Origin of the sequence: Bremerella cremea (assembly GCF_003335505.1) — a bacterium.
GTDB lineage: Bacteria > Planctomycetota > Planctomycetia > Pirellulales > Pirellulaceae > Bremerella > Bremerella cremea_A.
This window is the reverse complement of sequence record NZ_QPEX01000028.1, coordinates 252,081-273,868: the sequence shown is the minus strand read 5'-3', so window position 1 is coordinate 273,868 and position 21,788 is coordinate 252,081. Positions and strand designations below refer to the sequence as shown.

The 21,788-nt window shown below is 53.3% G+C and carries 16 protein-coding genes; 11 read left to right on the top strand and 5 right to left on the bottom strand.

Annotation, left to right across the window (positions count from 1 at the left end):
- Positions 1-482 precede the first annotated feature (482 nt).
- From DTL42_RS14860 to DTL42_RS14850, 3 genes are all read left to right on the top strand, one after another.
- Complete coding sequence (locus DTL42_RS14860) at positions 483-1,469, top strand: Gfo/Idh/MocA family protein (RefSeq protein ID WP_234824218.1); 987 nt, start codon at positions 483-485, stop codon at positions 1,467-1,469.
- 71 nt (positions 1,470-1,540) lie between these two features.
- Positions 1,541-2,989 carry a Gfo/Idh/MocA family protein gene (locus tag DTL42_RS14855; RefSeq protein ID WP_114369515.1) on the top strand — a complete coding sequence of 483 codons (1,449 nt, stop codon included), beginning with the start codon at positions 1,541-1,543 and terminating at the stop codon, positions 2,987-2,989.
- Between the two features lie 145 nt (positions 2,990-3,134).
- Positions 3,135-4,172 carry a LacI family DNA-binding transcriptional regulator gene (locus DTL42_RS14850; protein WP_114369514.1) on the top strand — a complete coding sequence of 346 codons (1,038 nt, stop codon included), beginning with the start codon at positions 3,135-3,137 and terminating at the stop codon, positions 4,170-4,172.
- 47 nt (positions 4,173-4,219) lie between these two features.
- Here DTL42_RS14850 and DTL42_RS14845 read toward each other — a convergent pair whose 3' ends face one another.
- On the bottom strand, positions 4,220-4,660 hold the full coding sequence (locus DTL42_RS14845) for a hypothetical protein (RefSeq protein ID WP_114369513.1): 441 nt from the start codon (positions 4,658-4,660) through the stop codon (positions 4,220-4,222).
- Between the two features lie 791 nt (positions 4,661-5,451).
- On the opposite strand from DTL42_RS14845, the gene DTL42_RS14840 reads away from it, so the two are divergent.
- Both DTL42_RS14840 and DTL42_RS14835 read left to right on the top strand, forming a co-directional pair.
- Positions 5,452-6,348: a DUF4261 domain-containing protein gene (locus DTL42_RS14840; RefSeq protein ID WP_158545388.1), complete on the top strand. Its 897-nt coding sequence runs from the start codon at positions 5,452-5,454 to the stop codon at positions 6,346-6,348.
- Positions 6,349-6,465: 117 nt separating this feature from the next.
- Positions 6,466-7,011 carry a carboxymuconolactone decarboxylase family protein gene (locus tag DTL42_RS14835; RefSeq protein WP_114369511.1) on the top strand — a complete coding sequence of 182 codons (546 nt, stop codon included), beginning with the start codon at positions 6,466-6,468 and terminating at the stop codon, positions 7,009-7,011.
- A 77-nt stretch (positions 7,012-7,088) separates the two neighbouring features.
- Here DTL42_RS14835 and DTL42_RS14830 read toward each other — a convergent pair whose 3' ends face one another.
- The 4 genes from DTL42_RS14830 to DTL42_RS14815 form a co-directional block, all read right to left on the bottom strand.
- On the bottom strand, positions 7,089-9,128 hold the full coding sequence (locus tag DTL42_RS14830) for a right-handed parallel beta-helix repeat-containing protein (RefSeq protein ID WP_114369510.1): 2,040 nt from the start codon (positions 9,126-9,128) through the stop codon (positions 7,089-7,091).
- A gap of 183 nt (positions 9,129-9,311) precedes the next feature.
- Positions 9,312-11,123 (bottom strand): serine/threonine-protein kinase, encoded by a 1,812-nt coding sequence (locus DTL42_RS14825; protein ID WP_114369509.1) that lies wholly within the window; start codon positions 11,121-11,123, stop codon positions 9,312-9,314.
- Positions 11,124-11,218: 95 nt separating this feature from the next.
- Entirely contained in the window at positions 11,219-12,952 is a 1,734-nt protein-coding gene (locus DTL42_RS14820) for an FMN-binding protein (RefSeq protein ID WP_114369508.1), read from the bottom strand.
- Positions 12,953-12,961: 9 nt separating this feature from the next.
- Positions 12,962-15,232, bottom strand: a complete 2,271-nt coding sequence (locus tag DTL42_RS14815; RefSeq protein ID WP_114369507.1) for an FAD-dependent oxidoreductase — start codon at positions 15,230-15,232, stop codon at positions 12,962-12,964.
- Between the two features lie 237 nt (positions 15,233-15,469).
- Here DTL42_RS14815 and DTL42_RS14810 point away from each other — a divergent pair, with 237 nt between their 5' ends.
- The 6 genes from DTL42_RS14810 to DTL42_RS14785 all read left to right on the top strand — a co-directional run bounded on the left by DTL42_RS14810 (position 15,470) and on the right by DTL42_RS14785 (position 21,598).
- On the top strand, positions 15,470-15,952 hold the full coding sequence (locus DTL42_RS14810; protein WP_114369506.1) for a MarR family winged helix-turn-helix transcriptional regulator: 483 nt from the start codon (positions 15,470-15,472) through the stop codon (positions 15,950-15,952).
- A gap of 69 nt (positions 15,953-16,021) precedes the next feature.
- Positions 16,022-16,777, top strand: a complete 756-nt coding sequence (locus DTL42_RS14805; protein WP_114369505.1) for a glucose 1-dehydrogenase — start codon at positions 16,022-16,024, stop codon at positions 16,775-16,777.
- 12 nt (positions 16,778-16,789) lie between these two features.
- Positions 16,790-17,488, top strand: a complete 699-nt coding sequence (locus DTL42_RS14800; protein WP_114369504.1) for a pirin family protein — start codon at positions 16,790-16,792, stop codon at positions 17,486-17,488.
- Between the two features lie 41 nt (positions 17,489-17,529).
- Positions 17,530-17,958 (top strand): DoxX family protein, encoded by a 429-nt coding sequence (locus DTL42_RS14795; RefSeq protein ID WP_114369503.1) that lies wholly within the window; start codon positions 17,530-17,532, stop codon positions 17,956-17,958.
- Between the two features lie 165 nt (positions 17,959-18,123).
- Positions 18,124-19,545, top strand: a complete 1,422-nt coding sequence (locus tag DTL42_RS14790; RefSeq protein WP_234824217.1) for a sulfatase-like hydrolase/transferase — start codon at positions 18,124-18,126, stop codon at positions 19,543-19,545.
- A gap of 175 nt (positions 19,546-19,720) precedes the next feature.
- Positions 19,721-21,598 carry a redoxin domain-containing protein gene (locus DTL42_RS14785; protein WP_234824216.1) on the top strand — a complete coding sequence of 626 codons (1,878 nt, stop codon included), beginning with the start codon at positions 19,721-19,723 and terminating at the stop codon, positions 21,596-21,598.
- Positions 21,599-21,788 lie beyond the last annotated feature (190 nt).

The following is a 21,788-nucleotide window of genomic DNA, read 5'->3' as shown; positions in this document are numbered from 1 at the left end:
GCAAACCCAACAAAACTCGTTGTTTCCGCTTAGAAACCAAGTCGATAACGCCAGACTTTTCCGGTCCAGCCGACCTAACAACACCTGAAGGCCGCTGGCATCGCTGGCACTAACGTTCCTTCAGGGGAGCCCATGCCGTAGCTCCTGGTGCCCTGCCAGTTCACGCGAAAAGTCAGCCTTTTGAAATGCGATGCTCGTTTTCTCCGCCTCTCTGACCCTAGCCAAATCGCAGTTGCGAGCTTTCCCAACCTTCTATCCAACCAGGTTTTAAAATGCGGTATTCAAACGGCACTAACTGTTTGGCAACTAAATGCTTGCAAATATTTGCCAAGCCCCCCGCGACTTGCTTAGGATGTCACTAAGAACAAGAAAAGCTTTACTCGCGTGATGTCACGTGGTATCATATAGCCCGTTCATCTCGCCTCGCCAAATTCAAATTGCGCTCATTCCCTTGCCTCCCAATCCTCAACGAAAGTCTCTCCGTGAAAACCACGATTTCGCTACTTTCCTATGCCTGCCTTATTGCTTTGAGCTTAAGTTTGGTTTCGCCAGCCTCTGCTGCCGAAACGCTGCGAATTGGGTTGATCGGGCTTGATAGCTCGCACGCCGTCGCGTTCACCAAGGTAATTAATGCCGAGAACCCTCGACCAGAAGTCGCCGACGCGAAAGTGGTTGCTGCTTATCCAGGTGGCAGTCCCGACCTCCCCACAAGTCGTGATCGCATCGAAGGATTCACCAAACAAGTTTCGGACATGGGGGTCGAGATCGTTCCTTCGATTGACGCACTGCTCAAGAAGGTCGATGCCGTCATCATGAACAGCGTCGACGGACGCGTGCATCTGGAACAAGTCAAACCTGTTCTCGAAGCAGGCATCCCCGTTTTTGTCGACAAACCGATCACTGCCTCGATGAAAGACGCCCAAGCTTTGTACGCTTTGTCGGAATCGACCGGCACGCCTTGCTTCTCCTCTTCAACGCTTCGTTTCTGCAACGAAGTCATCGAGTTGGAAAAGCAAAGCCAGGCAGGCAACATCGTCGGCTGTGTCGCGTATAGTCCTTGCAAACTCGATGAAACCCATCCCGATCTTTTTTGGTATGGCATTCATGGCGTAGAAACGTTGTTCACGGTGATGGGGCCAGGCTGTGTTAGCGTCCAACGTACCAAGACCGAGGGAGCGGATATTGTAACCGGCGTCTGGCAAGATGGCCGAGTCGGCACGTTCCGCGGCATTCGCGACGGCGCCGCCGGTTATGGAGTCATGGTCTTCGGGAAGAAGGATATTGAACTCGTTAAAATCAGGGCCAGCTACGATATCCTAGTGAACGAGATCGTCAAATTCTTCCGTACCGGCAAGCCACCGGTCTCTCCGGCACAAACATTGGAGATTGTCGCGTTCATGACTGCCGCCGACGTTAGCCGCGACTCCAACGGCAAGTCAGTGACGCTCGAAAGTGTCATGAAAAATTAACTACTGCTTCCTTTCATTCCGGTCTGCTCTGCTCCCAAACTTCCCAGCCAATTCGCCGTTAGGAAACTACTATGATTTCGCTTAGTCGTCGCCAATTCCTTGCCGCTGCTTCCGCTACTGCGGTTACTTCGCTGACAGCTCCTCTTGTGGCGGCAGGTGCCAACGACGAGTTACGAGTCGTGGTGATTGGCGTGAATGGCATTGGCAAGACTCACTTAAATGGTTTTCCCCAAATCCCTGGCGTAAAAGTTGTCGGGGCATGTGACGCCGATAGCGCCGTGCTGGGCACACGAACCGAAGAGTTCAACAAAAAGTTTGGCTACTCATTGAAGAAGTACGACGACATTCGTCGCGTTTACGACGATCCGGATGTCGATGCGGTTGTGCTGGCGATCCCCAATCATTGGCATGGCCTGGGAACCGTTTGGGGCTGCCAAGCTGGTAAGGATGTCTACACCGAGAAGCCCTGCTCGCACAATATTTGGGAAGCGGGGCAAATGGAAAAGGCAGCCAAGAAGTACGACCGAATTGTACAAGTTGGTATTCAACGCCGCAGTTTCACGCACCTGCAAGATTTCTTCCAAGAAGTCCAGGCAGGCGTCCTTGGCAAGGTGAAACAGGTGAAAGGGGTCTATCTGACTCGTCGCGACTCGATCGGCCGTCCAACCATGCCACCGAAACCGCTGGCCACGGTCAATCACGATTTGTGGTGTGGCCCGGCGCCGACCAAGTTAGAGCGAGCCAAGTACCACTACGATTGGCACTGGTTCTGGGACTATGGCAATGCAGAACTGGGAAACAATGGCCCGCACATTCTCGACCTGTGCCGCTGGGCGATTGGGGCGGAAGAATTTCCGACCAGCGTCACTAGCATCGGTGGGCGTTATGCCTGGGATGATAACGGGCAAACGCCCAATACCCATATCCTGCGATATCAATATGCTACCGCTCCGATTACCTTTGAAATTCGCGACTTGCCCACGGCGACCGGCAAGAAAGATACCTGCAAATATATGGATCTCAGTTACGGAATTATCGTGGAAGGGGAAGACGCAACATACGTCGGGTTCGATACCGGCAAGGTCATCGACAAGAATGGCAAGACGATACGCGAGATATCAGGCAACACCGGCAGCGATGGCGGACGCCAACTGCACCGCGAGAACTTTGTGAAAGCGGTTCGCTCACGCAAGACAAGCGATCTCAATTGTAGTGTGAAAACGGGTCATCTTTCGACCGCACTGTGTCACTTAGGGAATATTTCGCATCAGGTCGGTCAGCCGGTTCATTTGAACTCGCTACCGGAACGTGTCGCGCAGCAACCACTTCTTTCTGACGCCACCAGTCGAATGATTGAGCACCTTTCGGCCAACGGTGTCGATCTTCCTTCAGCAACCGTCCAGCTTGGCGAAACGCTAGAAATCAACCCAAAAACCGAGAAGTTCGTCAGTAGCGAGGCCGCCAATCAGCGACTTCGTCGAGAGTATCGGGCCCCATATATCGTGCCAGATAATGTCTAAAATAGGCAGCATGTAGAGTTGGCGGACTTGATTCATTGAGGTTCGATTCCGTATTCTGGAATGGATCCAATGAATCATTCAGGTCGAACGGCGTCATTGCCCCACCATGGCGTTCTTTGGCTAACTGCAAGGTCCCCATAATCGCATGGCTGAGGAAACTCGTAAAGTTCGCCTGCTGGATATCGCCAACCAGGCAGGTGTCTCGCGCGCTGCCGTTGGGCATATTTTGAACAACTCTGGCGCGGACTGCGTTCGCGTTTCCGAAGCAACCCGCGAGAAGGTCTTAAAGATCGCGGCAGAGTTAGACTATCGCCCCAATCGCGCTGCCCAGCGTCTGCGCGGTATGCCCACCCAGATCATCGGGGTCATTCTCGACACCGTGAACATGGCCGTCTTTTCGGCTCGTTTGGCTGCGATCGAAGAAGAGTCTCGGAAACGTGGTTATCGCTTGATGGTCGGTCAAGTTCATCACGACCCTACCGAAATCAAAACCTATCTGGACGACTTCACCGACCACGGCATGGATGCGATTCTGTGCATGTTCGACGTGATGCACGACATTCGCCCCAAGCTAAAGAAGGTATTTCGCGGACGCGAGAATATTATCTTGCACTCGTCCCCCATCCTAAAAACGCAGCCGTGCGTGCGTGTCGAGACCTCGTCGGCCATCGAGCAATTGGTCGATCACTTAGTCGAGCGTGGGCGCAAGCGGATCGCGATTCAGCTTTGGTCTCCTTCGGATCATTTGATGTCGATTCGCTGCAACGCTTGGCAAGAGAACGTCAAACGCAATAAGCTGCCGTCGACAAACTCGCTGGTTTGGACCAACCCTGAAGCAACCCAGAAACCGTCGCGCGAAGCGATTGACGATTGCATTCAGAAATTGGTCATCAAGAACAAAGCCGACGCGATTATCGCTTCAAACGATGAATGGGCCGTGCGTATCATGCAGGGCCTGCACCGCCACGGCTACTCGGTGCCTGAAGACTTGGCCGTGACCGGCTACGACAACCTGGATATCGCCGATGTTATCGAGCCTGGTCTGACAACGATCGACCAATGCCATGCCGACTACGCGAAAGAAGCCCTGAATCTTGTCGAGGAATCTTTGGCCGGCACCCTAACCGCATCTCAGCGTCTCCGTGTGATTCGCCCGAAACTTATCGTCCGAGAATCGACTTAAATCTTGGCTCTCGGTAGCGATAAGCACTCAAGCAAGCCTAGACGGCGTTAATCCCCCACGCCAATATCGTCGTCCAGTGCTTTCTGTACGACAGCGTTTTCGTGATGCTCGTGACTGAGAAAGCAGGTTGTGAATTCACGAAAGCGAACATGGAACGTGCCAAGCGTCCCATCAGGATCTTGCGTTAACTCATCAAGCATCGCATCGATGTCACTCAGCAGCAAACGATGTTCGTGACGCAATTGTTCGCATTCGGAGGAATAACGCGGTGCGATAGCGACGGTTTCTTGTAGGTAACCGCCATACTCTTCACGAGCGAACTGATCGTGCATCATTTCGCGAAGCTCTTGCAGACCCAAGATCAGGGCCTCGGCAGAATCCGCTTCGATAGTAACGCGGTCTGCTTCTACAAGCAGTTCGTGAAGCAACGCGTGCTCGGTCAGTAATTTGCTGACTGCCGTATCCGTAAGTCGCTGCAGGCTGGGCATAGCATCCTCCTTCACCATGAGAGGAACAGAAAAGCGATAGCCCCTTCGCTACTATATTTTGCAATTCCTGCAAGCCGTTTGCGTCCATTCAATAGTTTTTGTATGCCGGAAAAAGGACATCGTCAATTCAAACTTTTTGTGTTCGGGCCAAAAAGACCGAGATGAATCGCCTACCGTTACAACTGTGAATTATTTCCGGCGCACTATCGCGGAAGAATCGTTTCCAGTGAGATTCCTTCTTTCGTATTGAGTGCCGACAAGACAGGGAGAATAGACTGACTTTACGCCCGCAAAAAAACCAACTGGCTGCTACTGCTTCGGTAGCGAGTTTATGGAGATTGGGGCGAAGACAACGCATAAGCCCACAGGCATATCCACAAGATAACTTCGAGAAATTCACCCGGCATTCGGTCCCATCTTAGTAACGGAGCCGATCCGAGAAATTCAGCAGGCTGCTTGCCAATAGCCTGGACAGTTAAAACAGGTATGTTGTGGCAAATCAATGCACAAGAAACGCTGGGCTGAAACGAACTCAATAAAGCGGAATAGCTGCTGCCAGCGAATAATTCCCTAAAAACTGAAGAGGACTGCTTCGGAGGGAGAGAATTGGGGGTAAAACCAATCCCCTAAGTAAGTAAACTGGTACCCTGTTAGAGTGCCCAGCAGCGGGAACGATTAACTATACTGAAATGGTCCTTTCTTCCCGCGAGCGGGCCCACAACGGCCATTTAGCTGGTTGCTATATCCAGGCAGACAAACAACTTAGAATCAGAACTCGGCAAGGAATATCTGTGCCTGAAGAAAAAGAGAACTCACGCGATTATCAAGTTCGCCTGTTCTATAAGCAGAAGCCGGAAGTCTCGAAAGCGGCCATTCTCGACAAAATGGACGTCCGCAGCCCTGGCTTCGCGCCGCGCGATGGCAAGCGAGATTCCGATCGGCTCGATTTCCGCCACCCTAGTTTTGTAACCAACATTGGTGGCAAGTCGGTCGGAGCGACTTGGAGCATCCAAACAGAAGAGCTTGAATACCCAGGCGACTTAACCCCTTTTCTGCCTGCACTAGAGCAGTCGTGGTTATGGGACGATGCCGAGGGACCAGTGGGGGATTCTGAGCATCAATTAGTCATTACCGATCAAACCGCTTCGAACATGCGTCCCATGGAACGCTTAGCGTTGATGCAGCTGCTGGTCGCCAGTGTCGTCGAGACACACCCTTGCGAGGCCATCTACTGGCAAGCCACCGAGCAATTTCTACATCCGAAGAAATTTGTGGAAGGGCTGAAGGAATTTGCCGCCAAGCCGTGGAAAGCTCCTGGTGCGTTCAACGTACGAGTTTCGCGGGTGATTGGTTACGGCGAACGTCGCGACGACGAATCACGTGATATGCTAGTCGACAGTCTTGGCTTGGGCATTCTTGGCTGGCCAGATTTCCAATGTCATTTTCGTGGGCTCGATTGGAAAGAGATCCAACAAATCGTTTACGAAAAAGTGCTCGAGGTTTTTGAGAAAGGACCGAAGCTGCAAGACGGTCAGGCCTTTCCTGGTATCAACGCCAGCCAGGTTTGGAAGTGTCGATATGAGGAGGCCATTCTAGGCCCACCGCGTAAAGTTATCGACATCGATCCCGGGATTCCCTATTGTGCCGGGTTGCGTTATGCCGTCACCGCTGGCGTCTATGTAAAGTAGACTACGCTCAACAACAAACTATTGTATAGCAATATTTGACATGTAACCATTTTGCCGCTGGGGAATCTCAGATGTCAGTTGTCCCGCAAATCGACTCACTGACTCAAGGAGAACCTCATGCCTCGTTTACACCCCATCGCGATCACGGAAACTACGGGCCACACACGCGAACTGGCCGATGCCGCGAAAAAGAAACTCGGCAAGCATCTCAACATTATCGCCACGATGACCAATTCCCCGGCGGTTTTGGAAGCTTACCTTGGCTTCTCTGGAGCGATGGAGAAATCACAGCTTTCCGCGCAAACGCGTGAAGCGGTCTCACTGGCAATTGGTGAGAAGAATCATTGCCAGTATTGCGTCTCGGCTCATACCACCGTCGGCAAGATGGTTGGCTTCACGAAAGACGAAACCGTCCAAATTCGTCAGGGCGTCGTCTCCGACCCTAAAATTCAATCCGTCATCAATTTAGCACTAGCGATCGCAGAAACCAAAGGAGCCATCAGCGACGATGACTTTGCCGAGGCGAAAAACGCTGGACTTAGTGATGAAGAAATTACGGAAGTAGTCGGCCTTGTCGCGCTCAACATCTTTACCAACTACTTCAACAACGTGGCCGGTACGGAAGTTGATTTCCCCAAAGTTGACTTGCTGGCCTCGGTATAAAGAAGTCAGGCATAACTCTCAAAGTGGCTTGCTGTAGCAAGCCACTTTGAACTGCGCTAGCAAGTTACTTTCGACATCTATTCCGGACGAACCGGTAGATACTTGGTACTTCTAGCCTTATTCACCCAGCTCGCGTCGCCGTACACGCCGACATCCTCAGTGACAAACGGCTGAAAACCGAGCTTCCGGGCTGGTGAATCTTCTGCCAAGGTAAAGTCGAAATGCTCGGCATCGGCAAACTTCGGATCGGCGACAATCGAATCTTGTTCGTGCCCTTCCGCTTGCCACTGTTTGAGCGTCTTTCCTTTGAACGTTACCGGTCGTTCCGAAGCGTCAAAGTAGCAATTGTTGGAACTAGCGAACTTCACACGATCCCAATTTCCCTGCAGCAGTTCTCCTTCGTCGTAGAAGATAATATTCTTTTCCAACACAAACGAGCGATGCTCCTCGACGCGAGTCGCTTGTAACTGGTAGAGCATTCCAAACGCCAGAATGTTATTCCGTACGATGTTGTCTTTGCCATAGTGCTGATGGAAACCGCCCGTCTTGGTGCGATAGACCAAGTTATTCTCGAACAAGATATCGCTACTTCCTTCATCGGTGTACAAGCCCCAACCACCGTAACTGTAGGCGTGAATGTCGTGGAAGATATTGCCACGCACGACCGTCCCTTCCGAAGGACCGAGCGTGTAGATTCCGCCCATATCGCTGAGCACACCGTAGCCAAGATGATGCACGTGATTCTTGGTAATCGTGTTTCTCTTGGCGAGACTTTCGGCATAGCCCCACCGCCATCCCACGGAGATGCCGGTGTAAAAGTAATCTGCGATTTCATTGTGGCTCAGCACGTTGTCGCTGCTGTGCCCAATCCAAGCTCCGACCGCACAAGGGAAAATGCGTCCGCCTCGGTTCAGAATGTTATTATCGACGGTAATATGATGCGTTCGTTGCTTCTGATCGCGGCGAATTTGTGTCTCGCCGATTCGTACGCCTCCCGCCCCCGTATCATGCACCCAGGTTCTTTCGAGTCGACAGTGCTGACATCCTTGCCGAAACCAAACGCCATAGATCCCCACATGTCCAACTTCGCAATCTCGAATTGTGACATTCTTGGCGAAGTCGATCTGCATGGCGGCTTCGATCGGAGAAGCGGCCTGACTCGGTTCCACTCCCTCTGTCGGCGTTGTCCAACGACCATGCAGAAAACGCAACCCTCGTAGCTCGACATACTGCACCGGCTGCTCTGGTTCACCTCGCAGCACCACCAACTGCTTGAGCCGAGGTACTATGGCCTGGCCATTCTCGATCTTTTCGCCGGGACGGGGCAGGTAGGTAAGCTTGCCTGAAACATCGGCGTACCATTCGCCCGGAGAGTCGAGCGCCGCAGCAAAGTTCTCGATTCGATACTGGGAATTACCATCCAAGGGATTCCACGACTTCATCTTGCGACCATGCGTCACCACGGCGTGATCATCGAACTCAATTTGATCGAGATGTCGACGTGTGTTGTCCCATTTGTGGAAGGCGAGAAGTTGTACCCGGGAGAGTTCGTTAGCTCCTAACAGGCCCAAAGTCGCTGCGAAGTCTTGCGGATCGAGCTGAATGGTTTGCTTTGCTAAGTGGTCCGAAGTGGGCTCTTCCTGCACGCCAGCCATGGTAAACAGCCCTTCGTCTGGTTCCCTCGCCAGCGTGGCTGCTTGTGTCCCCACAATCAGTTGTTCTGGCATCGGGTCGCGTAGCTCTTCTGGCAAGGTCGTCGTCCAACGCTCCCCTTCTTGTTGCCATGCCGCGAGAGTTGTTCCTCCGGAAAAGGTCGGCGTCGCTCCTTCCATCGCGCGATAGACGATTCGATGCTCTTGCGTTCCGCTATCCTGCCCCGTAAGGAGAAACGGTTCGCTGAGAACGTAGTTTCCATCGGCCACCCAGACGGTATGCGACTGATCCTTGCTCGCCGCGCGGATCCTATCGCGAGCTTTGGTTAGAGAGGCAAAGGGAGAGTCCTTTGCACCAACCGCATCGTCGCTTCCTATGGGCGAAACGTACCAGTCAGCGGCGGACGAAAAAGAGGTCATCAGCGTGACCAACAGCATGGCCCGCGAAAGCAGTGTGATATTCATTTTAAGGGAGTGGGGTAATAGGCAGGCAGAATGAGGAAGGAGACAGCCGTTTTAGGTCTACAAACGACGATCATGTTGAAGCCTGCGCAAGCATCCCGTGCTGGAATGCTTCGCGCCGGTCTCAATAAATTCTATCTTAGAGCAGCCAGCGGCATGAACCAAACGATCTCTATAATAAGCAGGCTATCTACGGAGCGATTCAAGCCCGGCTTCCGCTTCGGCAGACAGGTTGCTACCCCATGTGCGATCGCTTAATAACTGCAAGACTCCTTGATAAATCTGACGGGCGCGGGCCGGGTCGTCTGGGGCAATTCGCTTGGCATAATCTAAACGCTCGCGAATGGACGCGGCTTGCTGATTCGTCTGGGCAGCAAGTACCCCATTAAGTTGCTTCAAACGTCGTTCGGCTAAAGTCAAACAACGGGCAATATCCCCTTGCTGCGAATCGATTGGCCCGTAGGTCATCAAAATCCCCTGCAGCTTTCGCCGGGTTGCGTAAGGGTCGGTGTCGTACGTTTTCAACGCTTCCAGATAAAGCTGTTCGACGGGGTGCAATTGTTTGCGCGAGCTGCCCAGCATGGCGGTCATTTGATATTGTTTTTCCCGCCGCCGCAGATTCAACTCTTCTTTCAATTCCGCCACATACTCCGAGCGAGAATCCTCCGGAAAGCGATCCAAGAAGTCGTCCATCTGACTATCGACCGCACCCAAGTTGCCATCTTTGACGCTGGTTTCGATCGTATGATACAGCATGTCGGCGTCAGGCTTGCGGGGAGCAATCAACATGACGGCAACAACCACACCGAGGGCGACCAGCAAGCCACCAATCTGCAAGTAGTTCACCCAAGCACTACTTTTCTCTCGTCGGTTTTCCTCTTCCGATTTCTTCTTCCGCTGCTCGGCGACGGTTGTGAAGCGTGTCTTGGGAGAATCTTTATCATCCGAGCGGTTCGTCACGATCGTCGCCGGGGCCTCGGTTTGGCCTCCTTTGCCCAAGGGGGCACTCGCGGCTGAAGGTTCGTCACCAGCCAAGTTCATGGTCGGTGCTTCGGCCAATTGCCGGGCATTCGGTTCCAGGGTGGGAGCGTCGTCGCTAGACTTCAACTGATATTCGTCCGCAGGAGAAGAAGGAACCCGCGTTGAATGATCGGCCAGGTTCATCTCGAAATCGGTGTCCTCAGGCATTTCGAGCAATGCCTCCAATCGGCGGCAGAGGACCCGGGCTGTTGGAACACGCTTATCAGGATTCTTCTCGAGCAGTTGCATGACAAGCTGCGCTAAGTCGTTCGGAATTGTTTCGACCAAGCGATCGATCGGAATCGGCTCGGAATAGCGGAGCTTATCGAGAATCTCGGCGACCGTGCTACCACGAAAAGGAGGCTGTCGAGCCAGCATCGCATAAAGCACGGCCCCCAAGCTATAAAGGTCGGCCTTGGGCGTTACCCCTTCGCCAAACGCTTGTTCTGGTGCCATGTAGTCGGCGGTACCGACGATCCCACCGGCCATGGTAACCCCAGTGGCCCCGAATAACCTGGCAATGCCGAAATCGAGGATCTTGATTTTATCGTTCTTGGTGACCAGGATATTGGCCGGTTTGATATCACGGTGAACGATCCCCATGTCGTGCGCTTGTCGCAAGCCGAAGGCGATTTCCAAGCTGTAGCGTACCGCAGTGCGCCAATTCTTAATCGGATTCTTCACGATCACTTCGGCCAGACTTTTGCCGTCGACCAGTTCCATCGCATAGAACAGTTCGCCCTCTTCCTCACCAAAACCATATAGCCGCACAATGTTCGGATGACGTAACTGTAGCAGCGTTTCGATTTCGCGCTGAAAGCGTTCGCGCAGCCCTTCGTTTTGCGACATTCCGCTGGGCAGGACTTTAATGGCGGCCTTATCGCCGGTTCGTTCGTCGATGCCGCGATAGACCGTTCCCATGCCGCCACTGCCAATGGTTGCTTCCAGCCGATAGGGGCCCATCTTCTTTTCGGTCATAAGGCAGCCGTTTTCGTCTCACGAAGGTGCAGGATAAGAAAAGATACTTCGTCCGTTTTATTATAGAGACGAATCGCCTGAACTTCGACGTCGGACTACCACCAGAAGCAAATCACGGCCAATCCCAGCAGAAGAGTGGCCACACTATCGCGCAGCGTCCATTGATCGCTAGAGGCATTCCACCGAACATGCGAAATCACCGCGCCAGTGGGGCAGCCGTAGCGACAAAACCCCATCGGCACGAATGCCGAGAAAATCAGCCCCCCCATGGCAATCGAAAGAGACGCCCACCCAGCAATTGAGGGGACATACGCATCAAATGGCTCCAGCGCGGCCAGGTTACCGTCGATTATTGAAAAAGCGATCAAAATCACCACGGCCAGCAAAACGGCAGGAATTGCGGAGAGGATCGGGCGAAGTCGCTTCGGCAGCGTCCAGTGCCATTTCTTGGTCACGCGTAAAATCATCATCTGCGCGGCCCCGTGCGGACAAAGATGATTACAGTAAAGCTGCTTCTTACTAAACAGCGGAACCACAAATGCGGCCAAGCCGATCGCGACCAAGCCGATACACTTACCCCACGCGATAGGGTGACCGGCCCAGCCGACCAACAGGGCCATCGACAAGATGTCTCCGGCAAAAAAACCAAGGTAGCCGATCACCAACGCACCGAAACCATATTGAACCCACTTCTTCCCGCGCAAGTTGGTAAACGCGATTGCCAGCGCCGCTGCAATCACCCCCAACGTTGCCGCATCGCGCCAACTGAAAACAATCCATGTTGCTGAAGACTGGGCGACATCGATTTCTTGCTTCGGCTGCAATGCCTTGGCGGCCGCAATGCCGATGGCCTGGGTCGCGGCCTGACTGGTCATCGTTGCTCCAGAGACACCTTCGATCTCTGCCTTCTCGATGTCTAGCTCCGCCAATTGCGATAGATCGTAACCAGCAAGATACTCCGGAAACGACCAATCTTCCCGCACATAGCGTACGTAAGGCTCGTTGTCGTAGCTTGCTCGTAATGTCACCGCTTTCAGCTTCTCGTCGGCGTCCATCACCACCAGGACATCGCTTGGACCTTGATAGCCAACATGATGATCGGCAGCAGGACTTGTTCGCCAAGCCGTGCCGATCGAATGTCCGGCGGAATCGCGTATCTCGAACCACCCCTGAGGCGATGCTTTCGCCACGAGGCTATCGGCCTCTGGCAAAATCTCCACGACTTCTTCGAGTTGAATCTCTTGTGGAAATCGGTAGTTAGGCGGCTCGCTTCCCAACACCTTGGCAACTGACTCAATAATCGCCAAGCTCGTTAATGTTGCTCCTGAGACGGCATCGAGCCTGCTTTTACCGGCCAGGTCTTCAGGTGTCTTGCCGACAAATTGTTCGCTAAACGATTGCGACTGACGGACCGCTGCCACGTGTTCGGGGGTGTCTTTGCTAGAAAGGATTTCGATGCCACGAATGGTATTCTGGGCATCTAACACAACTAACGTATTGGTCGGCCCAGAGAATCCAATTAACTGACGGGCCGTGGGTAAAGTCGTTACCCCCCAGCCCAGACGCGATTGCTGGGCGTTTTCGATATAAGCCCCTTCGCGATCAGTAGCCACCCTGAGCATGGCGGCCTCTGGCAGAAATGGTTGAACCTGGACGAGAGCAATCTCGACAGGCTCTTGTTTTGCGTTACTCTCTTCGGCAACATGCCACCGCACCAGTACAGCAATCGCGGCAATCACGGCAAAGCGATAACCGTGCAGCAAAAAATGCCGCACGGTTAGCTTGCGTTTGCGTGGCGAGGAGGCCGTCGGTTGAAGTTCATCCGTCATACTGGCGGACTATTTCGCATCGACCGGCAGCAGTTGAACGGCATCTGCATGGGCGTTCCCCTTGCCGCTTCCTTCAACTTCCACATATGCGGTCTCTCCCGCTTCAAACGGAAATACACCAAGCGAGATAAACCCTTCTTCGATCGGAGGCTTTTTTCGCATATCGATCGTTTGGGCGTCTTTCGCTTGCTTGCCGGCAACCGTCACATGAACATCTTCGCTGCGGTTTTCGTGCGGCTGATAGGCCAAGCGTACTTCGTACTTCCCGCCCTTCTCGACTTTGACAGGAAAGCGAACCTTGGCTCCCTTTTCGCCTGCGTATAGATAGCCGTAGCCGACATAACCTTTCAGCCCAGTCCCTTCAGTCCACGTACCGCTTTTTTCGGCCTGGATGTCGTCGACGACAATTCCTGCCATTTCTGTCGGATTTAAACCGCTCGGAGGGCCATAGCTGGAAGCAGGGGGAAGGACTTTCGGCATCTCGATTTGGGAAGTCACCGTTTCGCGACGAGCTTGCCCAGGCAACTTCAACAGTTCGTCCATTTCGCTCCAATGATCTTCGTAAACATCACGTGGCGAGCAATCGTGAATCTTGCAGATCGAGGCCGCCTTGCCGACAACTTCCCCCATCATGCCGCACGTCTTCATCACCCGCACGGTTCCCAGCGCTTCATGCGACACGCTAATGCAGCGACCGGCCATGAATAAGTTGGGAATGTTCTTTGAGTAGAAACAGCGATAAGGAACCGGATAACCATAGCCTCGGTCGACGCGGCGATCATGCACGGCAATCGAAATGAAAGGGTTGTCGGGAAACTTGTCAGCGAATTCCTTTTTCGGATAGTGCAAGTCGATCGACCAGGTACTTGGTACGCAGCCATCGGGGAATTCTCGTTTGTCGACAATATCGTCCTGTGTCAGGATCACATCGCCAATCAAGCGTCGCGACTCTCGCGGTCCACCGATGTAGGCCAACCAAGTCAGCTCGGCGTTCTTATGCTTGGAAGCCCCTTCGCGATTCTTCATCGCATTGAATGCTCCGTAGACGGCTCGCAAGTTCCAATCGCGAATTGCCTCGGCTCCCTGAATGGGGTCTTTATCAAACCCACTTTCCCAGAACCATTGCCCGTGATGATCGCGGGGATACGGGAAGTCTTTCATCGACAAGTCGAGCGCCCACGGCGTTTCGGGGAAGGTTGTTTCGTGATCGGCTTCATCCCACCGCCACATATTGCTCATCCCCATACGTCCCTTGTCAGTTTGATCGTAAAGGGCTCCTGCCAAAGCACCGATCGAGCCATGCCCGGTTGCATCGCAGAAGAGCGTGCCTTTGAATTCACGCACTTGGCTGGTCCGGGTATCGAAAGCGGTCACCGACGAAATCTGGCCGTCTTTCATCTCTAGCTGATTCGCATGATGATTGAGGAACAGATCGATATTGGGTTCGGCTTGGACGATTGCTTCTTTTTGATCGTCGCCAAATTCTTCGTAAGTTCCCGGCGACTTTTTGGCGCTATCGGCAAATTCGTCGATGATCTCGCCAATGCGTGGATACTTGCCACGGCGAATCAAACCCATCGCCCACACACGGACTTCGCTACTGCCGTTTCCTCCGAGAACTGGGCGATCTTGAATCAGAGCGACTTTGCAGCCCATGCGAGCCGCACTGATTGCCGCCCCCATACCAGAGTAGCCACCACCGATAACCACCAAGTCGTAGGGACCTTCCACCTTGATGTCTTCGGTAATGCCCAGCTTATTCTTACGCCACTTGGCCAATTGCGAGCCGCTTGTGGGTGGCTTCGCATTTAAGTCGTTGGTGAAATAGATCGCGTCGCAACGACCATCGAAGCCGGTCAGATCTTTCAGGCTGAGCGTGACTTTGGTTTTGTCGATATCGACGATACCGCCGTCATGCCAAAACCAGTCGGCACTTTGCGTCCCGAATGTTTCTTCAAGAGGCTCTCCGTCGATCGCCAGTTGAAACTTGCCTGGGGCTCCCTGGGCATCCCACTGAGCAACCCAATCTTTCGTTCGTACAAAGACTCGATACTTACCTGGGGCAGGGAAGGTGACCTCTGTTTTGGCATCTTGGCACGCCTGGCCAAGGCCATGGGCCAGTAAATAAGGAGAGCCCATCTCGGAGATGAACTGGGTATCAAGCTTCCAGCCACCATGATCGGTGAAGCTTTCTGCCTCGACCAACAAGTCGGCGGCCCAAACCGGGGAAGCCATAAAGGAAATAAGAGCCGCTACTACGGCGTGGGTTGACCAATTCATAGGAATGCTGTCTGGGGGGATAAGAAGTGAGGAAGGACGACATTGGCCGAAAAGATTCTCTATCGACCCTCATAGTTTAACACAGTTCCCCCCTAGGAATACAATTGCCATAAAAATCGAAAAATTAAGACACCCCCTCAGAGGTGAAATTTTGTGGTAATTTCTACATTCTCTTAGCAACGATATTGCCTGGCGAATAAATTACATATAAACTAATTACATCTAGGAGAAATTGATATGCCGCCACCTGGCTTGCTAGACGAACTCAAGAAGCGGGAACCGTTCGAGTCCAAAGAGCAAGAAGCGATCCTCAATATTTTGCGGACCAGCGATTTGTTCCACAATCGACTTGGACGCCTGCTGCGAGAGTACAACTTGACAGGCTCGCAATACAACGTGCTACGTATCTTGCGCGGAGAGGGTAAACCGCTACCTTCCCTGGAGATCGCCAGCCGCTTAATTCAAGTTGTGCCTGCTATCACTGGCTTGATTGATCGACTTGAAAAGCAAGAACTAGTGAGTCGCGTACGATGCGAGAAAGATCGGCGTGTCGTGTACGTCATGATCACCCCGAAAGCTCTCGACGTACTTGCCCAGATTGATCAACCCTTAATGGAGATGCACCGCCGCTTAATTGGCCATCTGAGCCCAGAAGAATTACAGCAGTTAATCGATTTGTTAGAAAAATCACGCCAAGCGGTAACCAACGAAGATTCCTGACATCTCTTTTTTTAGCCATTTAGTTTACATATCAATAGTGCGATTTCAATCTATCTAAGGGAATCTGCGATGGGCTTTCAAGACAGAGTCGTGTTGATCACTGGCGGAACCTCTGGCATCGGCAAGGCAACTTCGCTGCTTTTTGCTCGTCAAGGTGCGAAAGTCGTTATCGCAGGGCGCCGGGAAGAGCAGGGGACTGCGGTAGTCGAAGAGATTCGCGAAAATGGAGGCGAAGCAATCTTCGTTAAAACGGATGTCGCCCAAGAGGCCGACGTGAAAAATCTGATTGCTGCAGCCGTCCAGCAATATGGTCGAATTGACATCGCGTTTAACAACGCCGGCGTGGATCAAGCTGGTCCAGTCACCGATTTCACCGTCGACGCCTACCGACACGTGTTTGATATTAATGTCTTAGGGGTCTTCCTCAGCATGAAGTACGAAATTGAGCAAATGCTTCAGCAAGGAGGAGGCGTGATCATCAATACGTCCAGCATCTTGGGGCATGTCGCGATGCCTGGGGCAAGTATCTACAACGCATCCAAGCATGCTGTGGAGGGTGCTACGAAAACGGCTGCGTTGGAGTTTGCTCAGCAAAACATACGTATCAACGCCGTTGCCCCAGCCGCGACGGCCACCGACATGATCGATCGTTTTGCCGGTAAGCCTGGTGCCGAAACTCGGAGCCAATTGGCGGCCATGCACCCGATGAATCGGCTTGCCACCGCAGAAGAAATTGCCGCCGCCGTCGCCTACCTCGCCTCGGACGCTGCTTCGTTCACCACCGGTATCTCGCTGCCAGTCGATGGCGGCTTCCTCGCCAAATAAGGAATCGCTGCCGTGATTGAAGTCCGAAAAGCCGCCGACCGTGGCCATGCGAATCATGGTTGGCTTGATACATACCACACGTTTTCGTTTGCCGGTTACCAAGACCGACAACACGTTCACTATCGGGCGCTGCGGGTTATGAATGAAGACCGTGTTGCCCCTGGGCAAGGCTTCGGTACCCATCCCCATAACGACATGGAAATCGTGACCTACGTGCTCGAAGGCGCCCTCGCGCACCAAGACTCGATGGGCAACGGCGAAGTTCTGCGACCTGGCGAGTTCCAGCGTATGACTGCCGGAACCGGCATCACCCATAGCGAGTTCAACCCGTCCGAAACCGAACCGGTTCACCTATACCAAATCTGGCTATTCCCTGACAAAAAAGGGTACACGCCCAGTTACGAACAGAAGCGATTCCCTGACGAGCAGTTACACAACCGCTTGCGGGTAGTCGCTTCACCGGATGCCGAGGAGGGATCGTTGGCGATTCATCAAGACGCCAAGATCTTCCTCAGCAAGCTCGACGCCGGAGCGAGCGTTGAACTGCCAATCGCACCAGAGCGTCATGCCTGGTTGCAAGTGTTACGTGGCAGCATCACGCTCAACGATATTCAGCTCAACACCAGCGATGGCGCTGCCGTGAGCGATGAGCAGCAACTTAAGATCGAAGCAAACGAGGCCGCTGAAATCATGCTGTTCGATTTGGCTTAACCTCTCCCCCATTTATTCGTGTAGCGAGAAAGTAATTTACCATGAATCCTGTTGCCCAAGGCGTTTTGACGGTTGTCGGCCGTGTCTTCATTGTCACTATCTTTCTGCTTAGTGCAGTGGCGAACAAAATCCCGCAATTCCAAGGTGTGGCCCAAGTGATGGGCGAAGTAGGCATTCCCGCCCCACAGTTCATGCTGACCGGAGCAATCTTGTTTCTGATTGCTGGCAGCTTGTCGATCGCTCTTGGATTTCGGGCTAGGATCGGGGCAGGGTTACTGCTCGTATTCTTAATTCTCGCAACCTACTTTTTTCACAATTTCTGGGCCTATGAAGGTGCCGAGGCGGAAAATCAAACGATTCAGTTCATGAAGAACCTTTCGATGATGGGCACCATGCTGTTCATCATCGCTAACGGCTCAGGCAAATGGAGCTTAGACGACCGTCTGTCCCGCGGAGGAGAGGCAACCTAGGTTCCTCCCCCAATTCGAATTGGTTGCCGCTCCCTCCAGCAAAGGCACGTCCTGATCATTTGGGACGTGCTTTTGTATGCGCGTAGATCGAGCAACCGGGGTTAGCTATGCTGAAAGGAATCCCTCGTTACTCGCCCTCTTGCTCCTCGCCTGAGAGATTTGCCTGTGTTCCGTGTCCTCTCCCTGCTCCCGCTCGTCGCGACATTGTTGGTTTCCTGTGTTCAGGCTGCCGAATCGAAGCAGCCCAATATCCTGTTTCTTTTTACCGACGATCAAAGCTACGAAACGACCGGCTACCGGGGTATGACTTCGGTTGAAACGCCCCACATCGATCAACTAGCCAAACGGTCTCTCTCGTTTAACCGTGCCTATAACCAAGGATCGTGGAGTGGCGCTGTCTGTGTGGCCAGTCGAACGATGCTCAACACAGGGCGTTTCGTCTGGCATGCCAACGATGTCTACAACACGGCCGAACAGGAACGGGCCGCAGGACGACTTTGGTCCGAGTACCTGAAAAAGGCCGGATATCAAACCTACATGACCGGCAAATGGCATATCAAAGCAAACGCTCAAAAGGCCTTTCATGTCACCGGGCATGTGCGTGGTGGCATGCCTCAACAAACGCCGGCAGGTTACGACCGCCCTAAGAGCGAAAACGACACCACTTGGCAGCCGTGGGATAAGAAGTTTGGTGGCTTCTGGGAAGGAGGCAAGCATTGGAGCGAAGTCGTAGGGGACGAAGCAGTCGGCTTCCTAGAAACGGCCGCGCAAGACGACAAACCTTTTTTCATGTACATCGCCTTCAATGCCCCACACGATCCTCGGCAATCGCCCAAGGAATTTGTTGATCGCTATCCTGCTGAGGAAATCGAAGTGCCGGTCGACTTCTTACCGGTTTATCCTGAAAACAAAGAGATCGGCTGCCCCCCAACGCTGCGAGACGAACACCTCGCTCCATTTCCTCGCACGAAGTACGCAGTGCAAGTGAATCGCCAAGAGTATTACGCCATCATCACGCACATGGACCAGCAAATTGGTCGCATCTTGGCGGCCCTCGAGCAAACCGGCAAAGCGGACAACACCTATGTTTTCTTCACTGCCGACCACGGCTTGGCCTGCGGCCATCATGGCTTAATGGGAAAACAAAACTCGTACGATCACAGTATTCGTGTCCCGCTACTGGTTGCCGGTCCACAAATCGAACCAGGCCAGCACGAGGCAGCGGTCTATTTGCAAGACATCATGCCTACCACGCTCGAACTAGCCGGCGTTGCCAAGCCAGCACATGTCGATTTCGAGAGCTTATGGCCGCTCGTTCAAGGCGAGAAGGAAACGTCCTACGATGCTATCTACAACGCTTACCTCAATCTCCAGCGCAGCATTACTCAAGATGGGTTCAAGCTGATGATCTACCCGAAAGCAAACACAATCAAACTATTTGATTTGGCCAGCGACCCGCACGAAATGAAAAACCTGGCGAACGATCCACAGTATGCCCCAAAGAAGAAAGAACTATTCGCGACCTTTCAAAAATGGCAGAAAAAGGTAGGCGATAAGTTGGTCATAGATTCTGCCCTGATTCAGTAAGAAGCGAGAAATTCAAATCCCCTTGAAACCAACTCCCTCATAGGAAAGTAGGTATTCTAGATCCGCTCGCAACCGTCGCAGCTGATCAGGTTACCAATATTTGGCCGTTGACTTCTGGAAGGATCGCGTGCCAAACTCATCGTAATCGCCGCTTCCCTGACATGGAGTCTCCCCTGTGAAATCCTACGTTGCCTTGCTTGTTTCCGGTTTCCTAGTCCTTACTGGCCAAACTTTTGCCCTGGCAGAAGAGGTCTCCGACAAGCAGATCAGCGCATTCACGACTAATCTAACGCGGCAAGACCACACCGGCACGGTACACGAGCTCGCTCCCAATTCGCGTAAAGCGGCCCGCGTTTTCATCTTCATGACAGGGGAATGCCCGGTCGCGAAGAGCTATTTTCCGGTACTGAACGAGCTTTATGCGAAGTGGGGCAAGAATCAGGAATCGATTCAATTGTTGGGGATTTGGGCCGATGCCACGCAATCGCCGCAGCAGGTCGCCAACTATGCGAAAGAATACGATATCGCGTTTCCCATCCTGCTCGATCGAGATGCTAGCCTCGGCCAGGCCCTGCAGCCGACGAACATCCCTGAAGCATTCGTCCTGAATCACGCTGGTAAGGTTGTTTATCGGGGGCGAATCGATGATCGCTTCTTGCAGCTAGGTCGCAGCAAACCAGAAGCGACGGAAAAAACACTCGAGCGAGCAGTCGAGTCTGTGACCTCTGGCCTTGAACTCGCAGTGCCTTATCAAGAACCGATTGGTTGCTTTTACGAACTTCCCCCAGCCCCGAGTCCCGGTGCAGCGAAGTTGACCTTCAACAAAGATATCGCTCCGATCTTGAATGCGAACTGCGTGGTTTGCCATCGCGATGGGGAAGTGGGCCCCTTTCCCCTGACCAGCTACATGGACGCTGCCAAGCGGGCCCGTCAGATTGCCCGGGTAGTCGATCTCAAGCTAATGCCCCCTTGGAAAGCGGCCCAAACGCACGGCGAATTCGAAGGGCAACGCACCTTAACCGAACATGAGATCGAAACGCTCAAGGCCTGGGCGAAGACCGATCGCGTCGAGGGCGCCCCCCAAGACTTGCCACCTCAGCCGACTTTTGCCTCTGACTGGCACTTAGGCACACCCGATATGGTTTTGGAAATGGAAGCCGATTTCGAGGTGCCCGCTGGTGGTCCTGATATCTTCCAGAACTTCGTGATTCCTTTCGACATTCCCGAAGACAAGCTCGTTGCGACCGTCGAGTTTAAACCAGGTGATGCTAGCGTCGTCCACCATTCGATCTTATACCTCGACAACAGCGGCAAGGCACGGCAGCGGGACGCCAAGACGCCGGAGCCTGGCTACTCAACCTTTGGCGGACCAGGCTTCACCCCGTCTGGATCAATCGGCGGTTGGTCTCCTGGCAAAACACCTCGCCCTCTCCCCGATGGTTTGGGGCGGAAGATGGGTAAGAACGATGACCTGGTCATGCAGATCCACTACCACCCCAGCGGTAAGGCCACCAAGGACCGCTCGAAGGTTGGCATCTACTTTGTCGACAAGCCGAAGAACGAAGCCTTCGCGGTCTGGACTTCGTCGTTTGATTTAGACATTCCTCCAGGCGAAGCGAACTATATCGTCAAAGCGACTTACAAGTTGCCAACCGATCTGACCATGCTTAGCTGCATTCCCCACATGCACCTGTTAGGGCAAGAGATGACCGTGACTGCTAAGCTGCCAGATGGTAGCAGCAAGCAGTTAATCCATGTACCGCAGTGGGATTTCAACTGGCAAGACGAATACATGTATTCCGATCCGTTCACGCTGCCAGCAGGCACTGTGGTTACCGTCGAGGCTCGCTACGACAACTCTTCAGACAACCCGGCCAACCCGAGCTCGCCGCCGGAGCGGGTCACCTTTGGCGAGCAAACCACCGATGAGATGCTCTACTGCTTCTTCCTGGTGTCAGTTGACAATCCTAAACTCGTTCCCGCGGTTGCTGGCGATGCCCTTACGCATGAAGCAATCCGCCGCGCTGCCTTCCGCCTCAAGGGAGGGCGTTAGGCCGTCCTCTGGTGATCTCGCGGCTGCAAGCTCTCGCTAGCACCAGCCCCCCGAACGCTGCCACGAAACCGGTCTTATCTCGATTGACCGGTCTAGAGCCAACCTCTATCGTATCGAGCCCGTTGGCGTTCGGCTTGGCTTCGCGCGAAGCGGACACGACGGCATCTATGGTTTAGAGCGACGTTTGGGC

What these genes read in the sequence shown, in the direction of transcription:
- DTL42_RS14805 (WP_114369505.1), top strand. Translation starts at nt 16,022, where the DNA reads ATGGGCTTTCAAGACAGAGTCGTGTTGATCACTGGCGGAACCTCTGGC.
- DTL42_RS14795 (WP_114369503.1), top strand. Translation starts at nt 17,530, where the DNA reads ATGAATCCTGTTGCCCAAGGCGTTTTGACGGTTGTCGGCCGTGTCTTC.
- DTL42_RS14855 (WP_114369515.1), top strand. Translation starts at nt 1,541, where the DNA reads ATGATTTCGCTTAGTCGTCGCCAATTCCTTGCCGCTGCTTCCGCTACT.
- DTL42_RS14830 (WP_114369510.1), bottom strand. Translation starts at nt 9,128, where the DNA reads ATGAATATCACACTGCTTTCGCGGGCCATGCTGTTGGTCACGCTGATG.
- DTL42_RS14820 (WP_114369508.1), bottom strand. Translation starts at nt 12,952, where the DNA reads ATGACGGATGAACTTCAACCGACGGCCTCCTCGCCACGCAAACGCAAG.
- DTL42_RS14815 (WP_114369507.1), bottom strand. Translation starts at nt 15,232, where the DNA reads ATGAATTGGTCAACCCACGCCGTAGTAGCGGCTCTTATTTCCTTTATG.
- DTL42_RS14850 (WP_114369514.1), top strand. Translation starts at nt 3,135, where the DNA reads ATGGCTGAGGAAACTCGTAAAGTTCGCCTGCTGGATATCGCCAACCAG.
- DTL42_RS14835 (WP_114369511.1), top strand. Translation starts at nt 6,466, where the DNA reads ATGCCTCGTTTACACCCCATCGCGATCACGGAAACTACGGGCCACACA.
- DTL42_RS14810 (WP_114369506.1), top strand. Translation starts at nt 15,470, where the DNA reads ATGCCGCCACCTGGCTTGCTAGACGAACTCAAGAAGCGGGAACCGTTC.
- DTL42_RS14845 (WP_114369513.1), bottom strand. Translation starts at nt 4,660, where the DNA reads ATGCCCAGCCTGCAGCGACTTACGGATACGGCAGTCAGCAAATTACTG.
- DTL42_RS14825 (WP_114369509.1), bottom strand. Translation starts at nt 11,123, where the DNA reads ATGACCGAAAAGAAGATGGGCCCCTATCGGCTGGAAGCAACCATTGGC.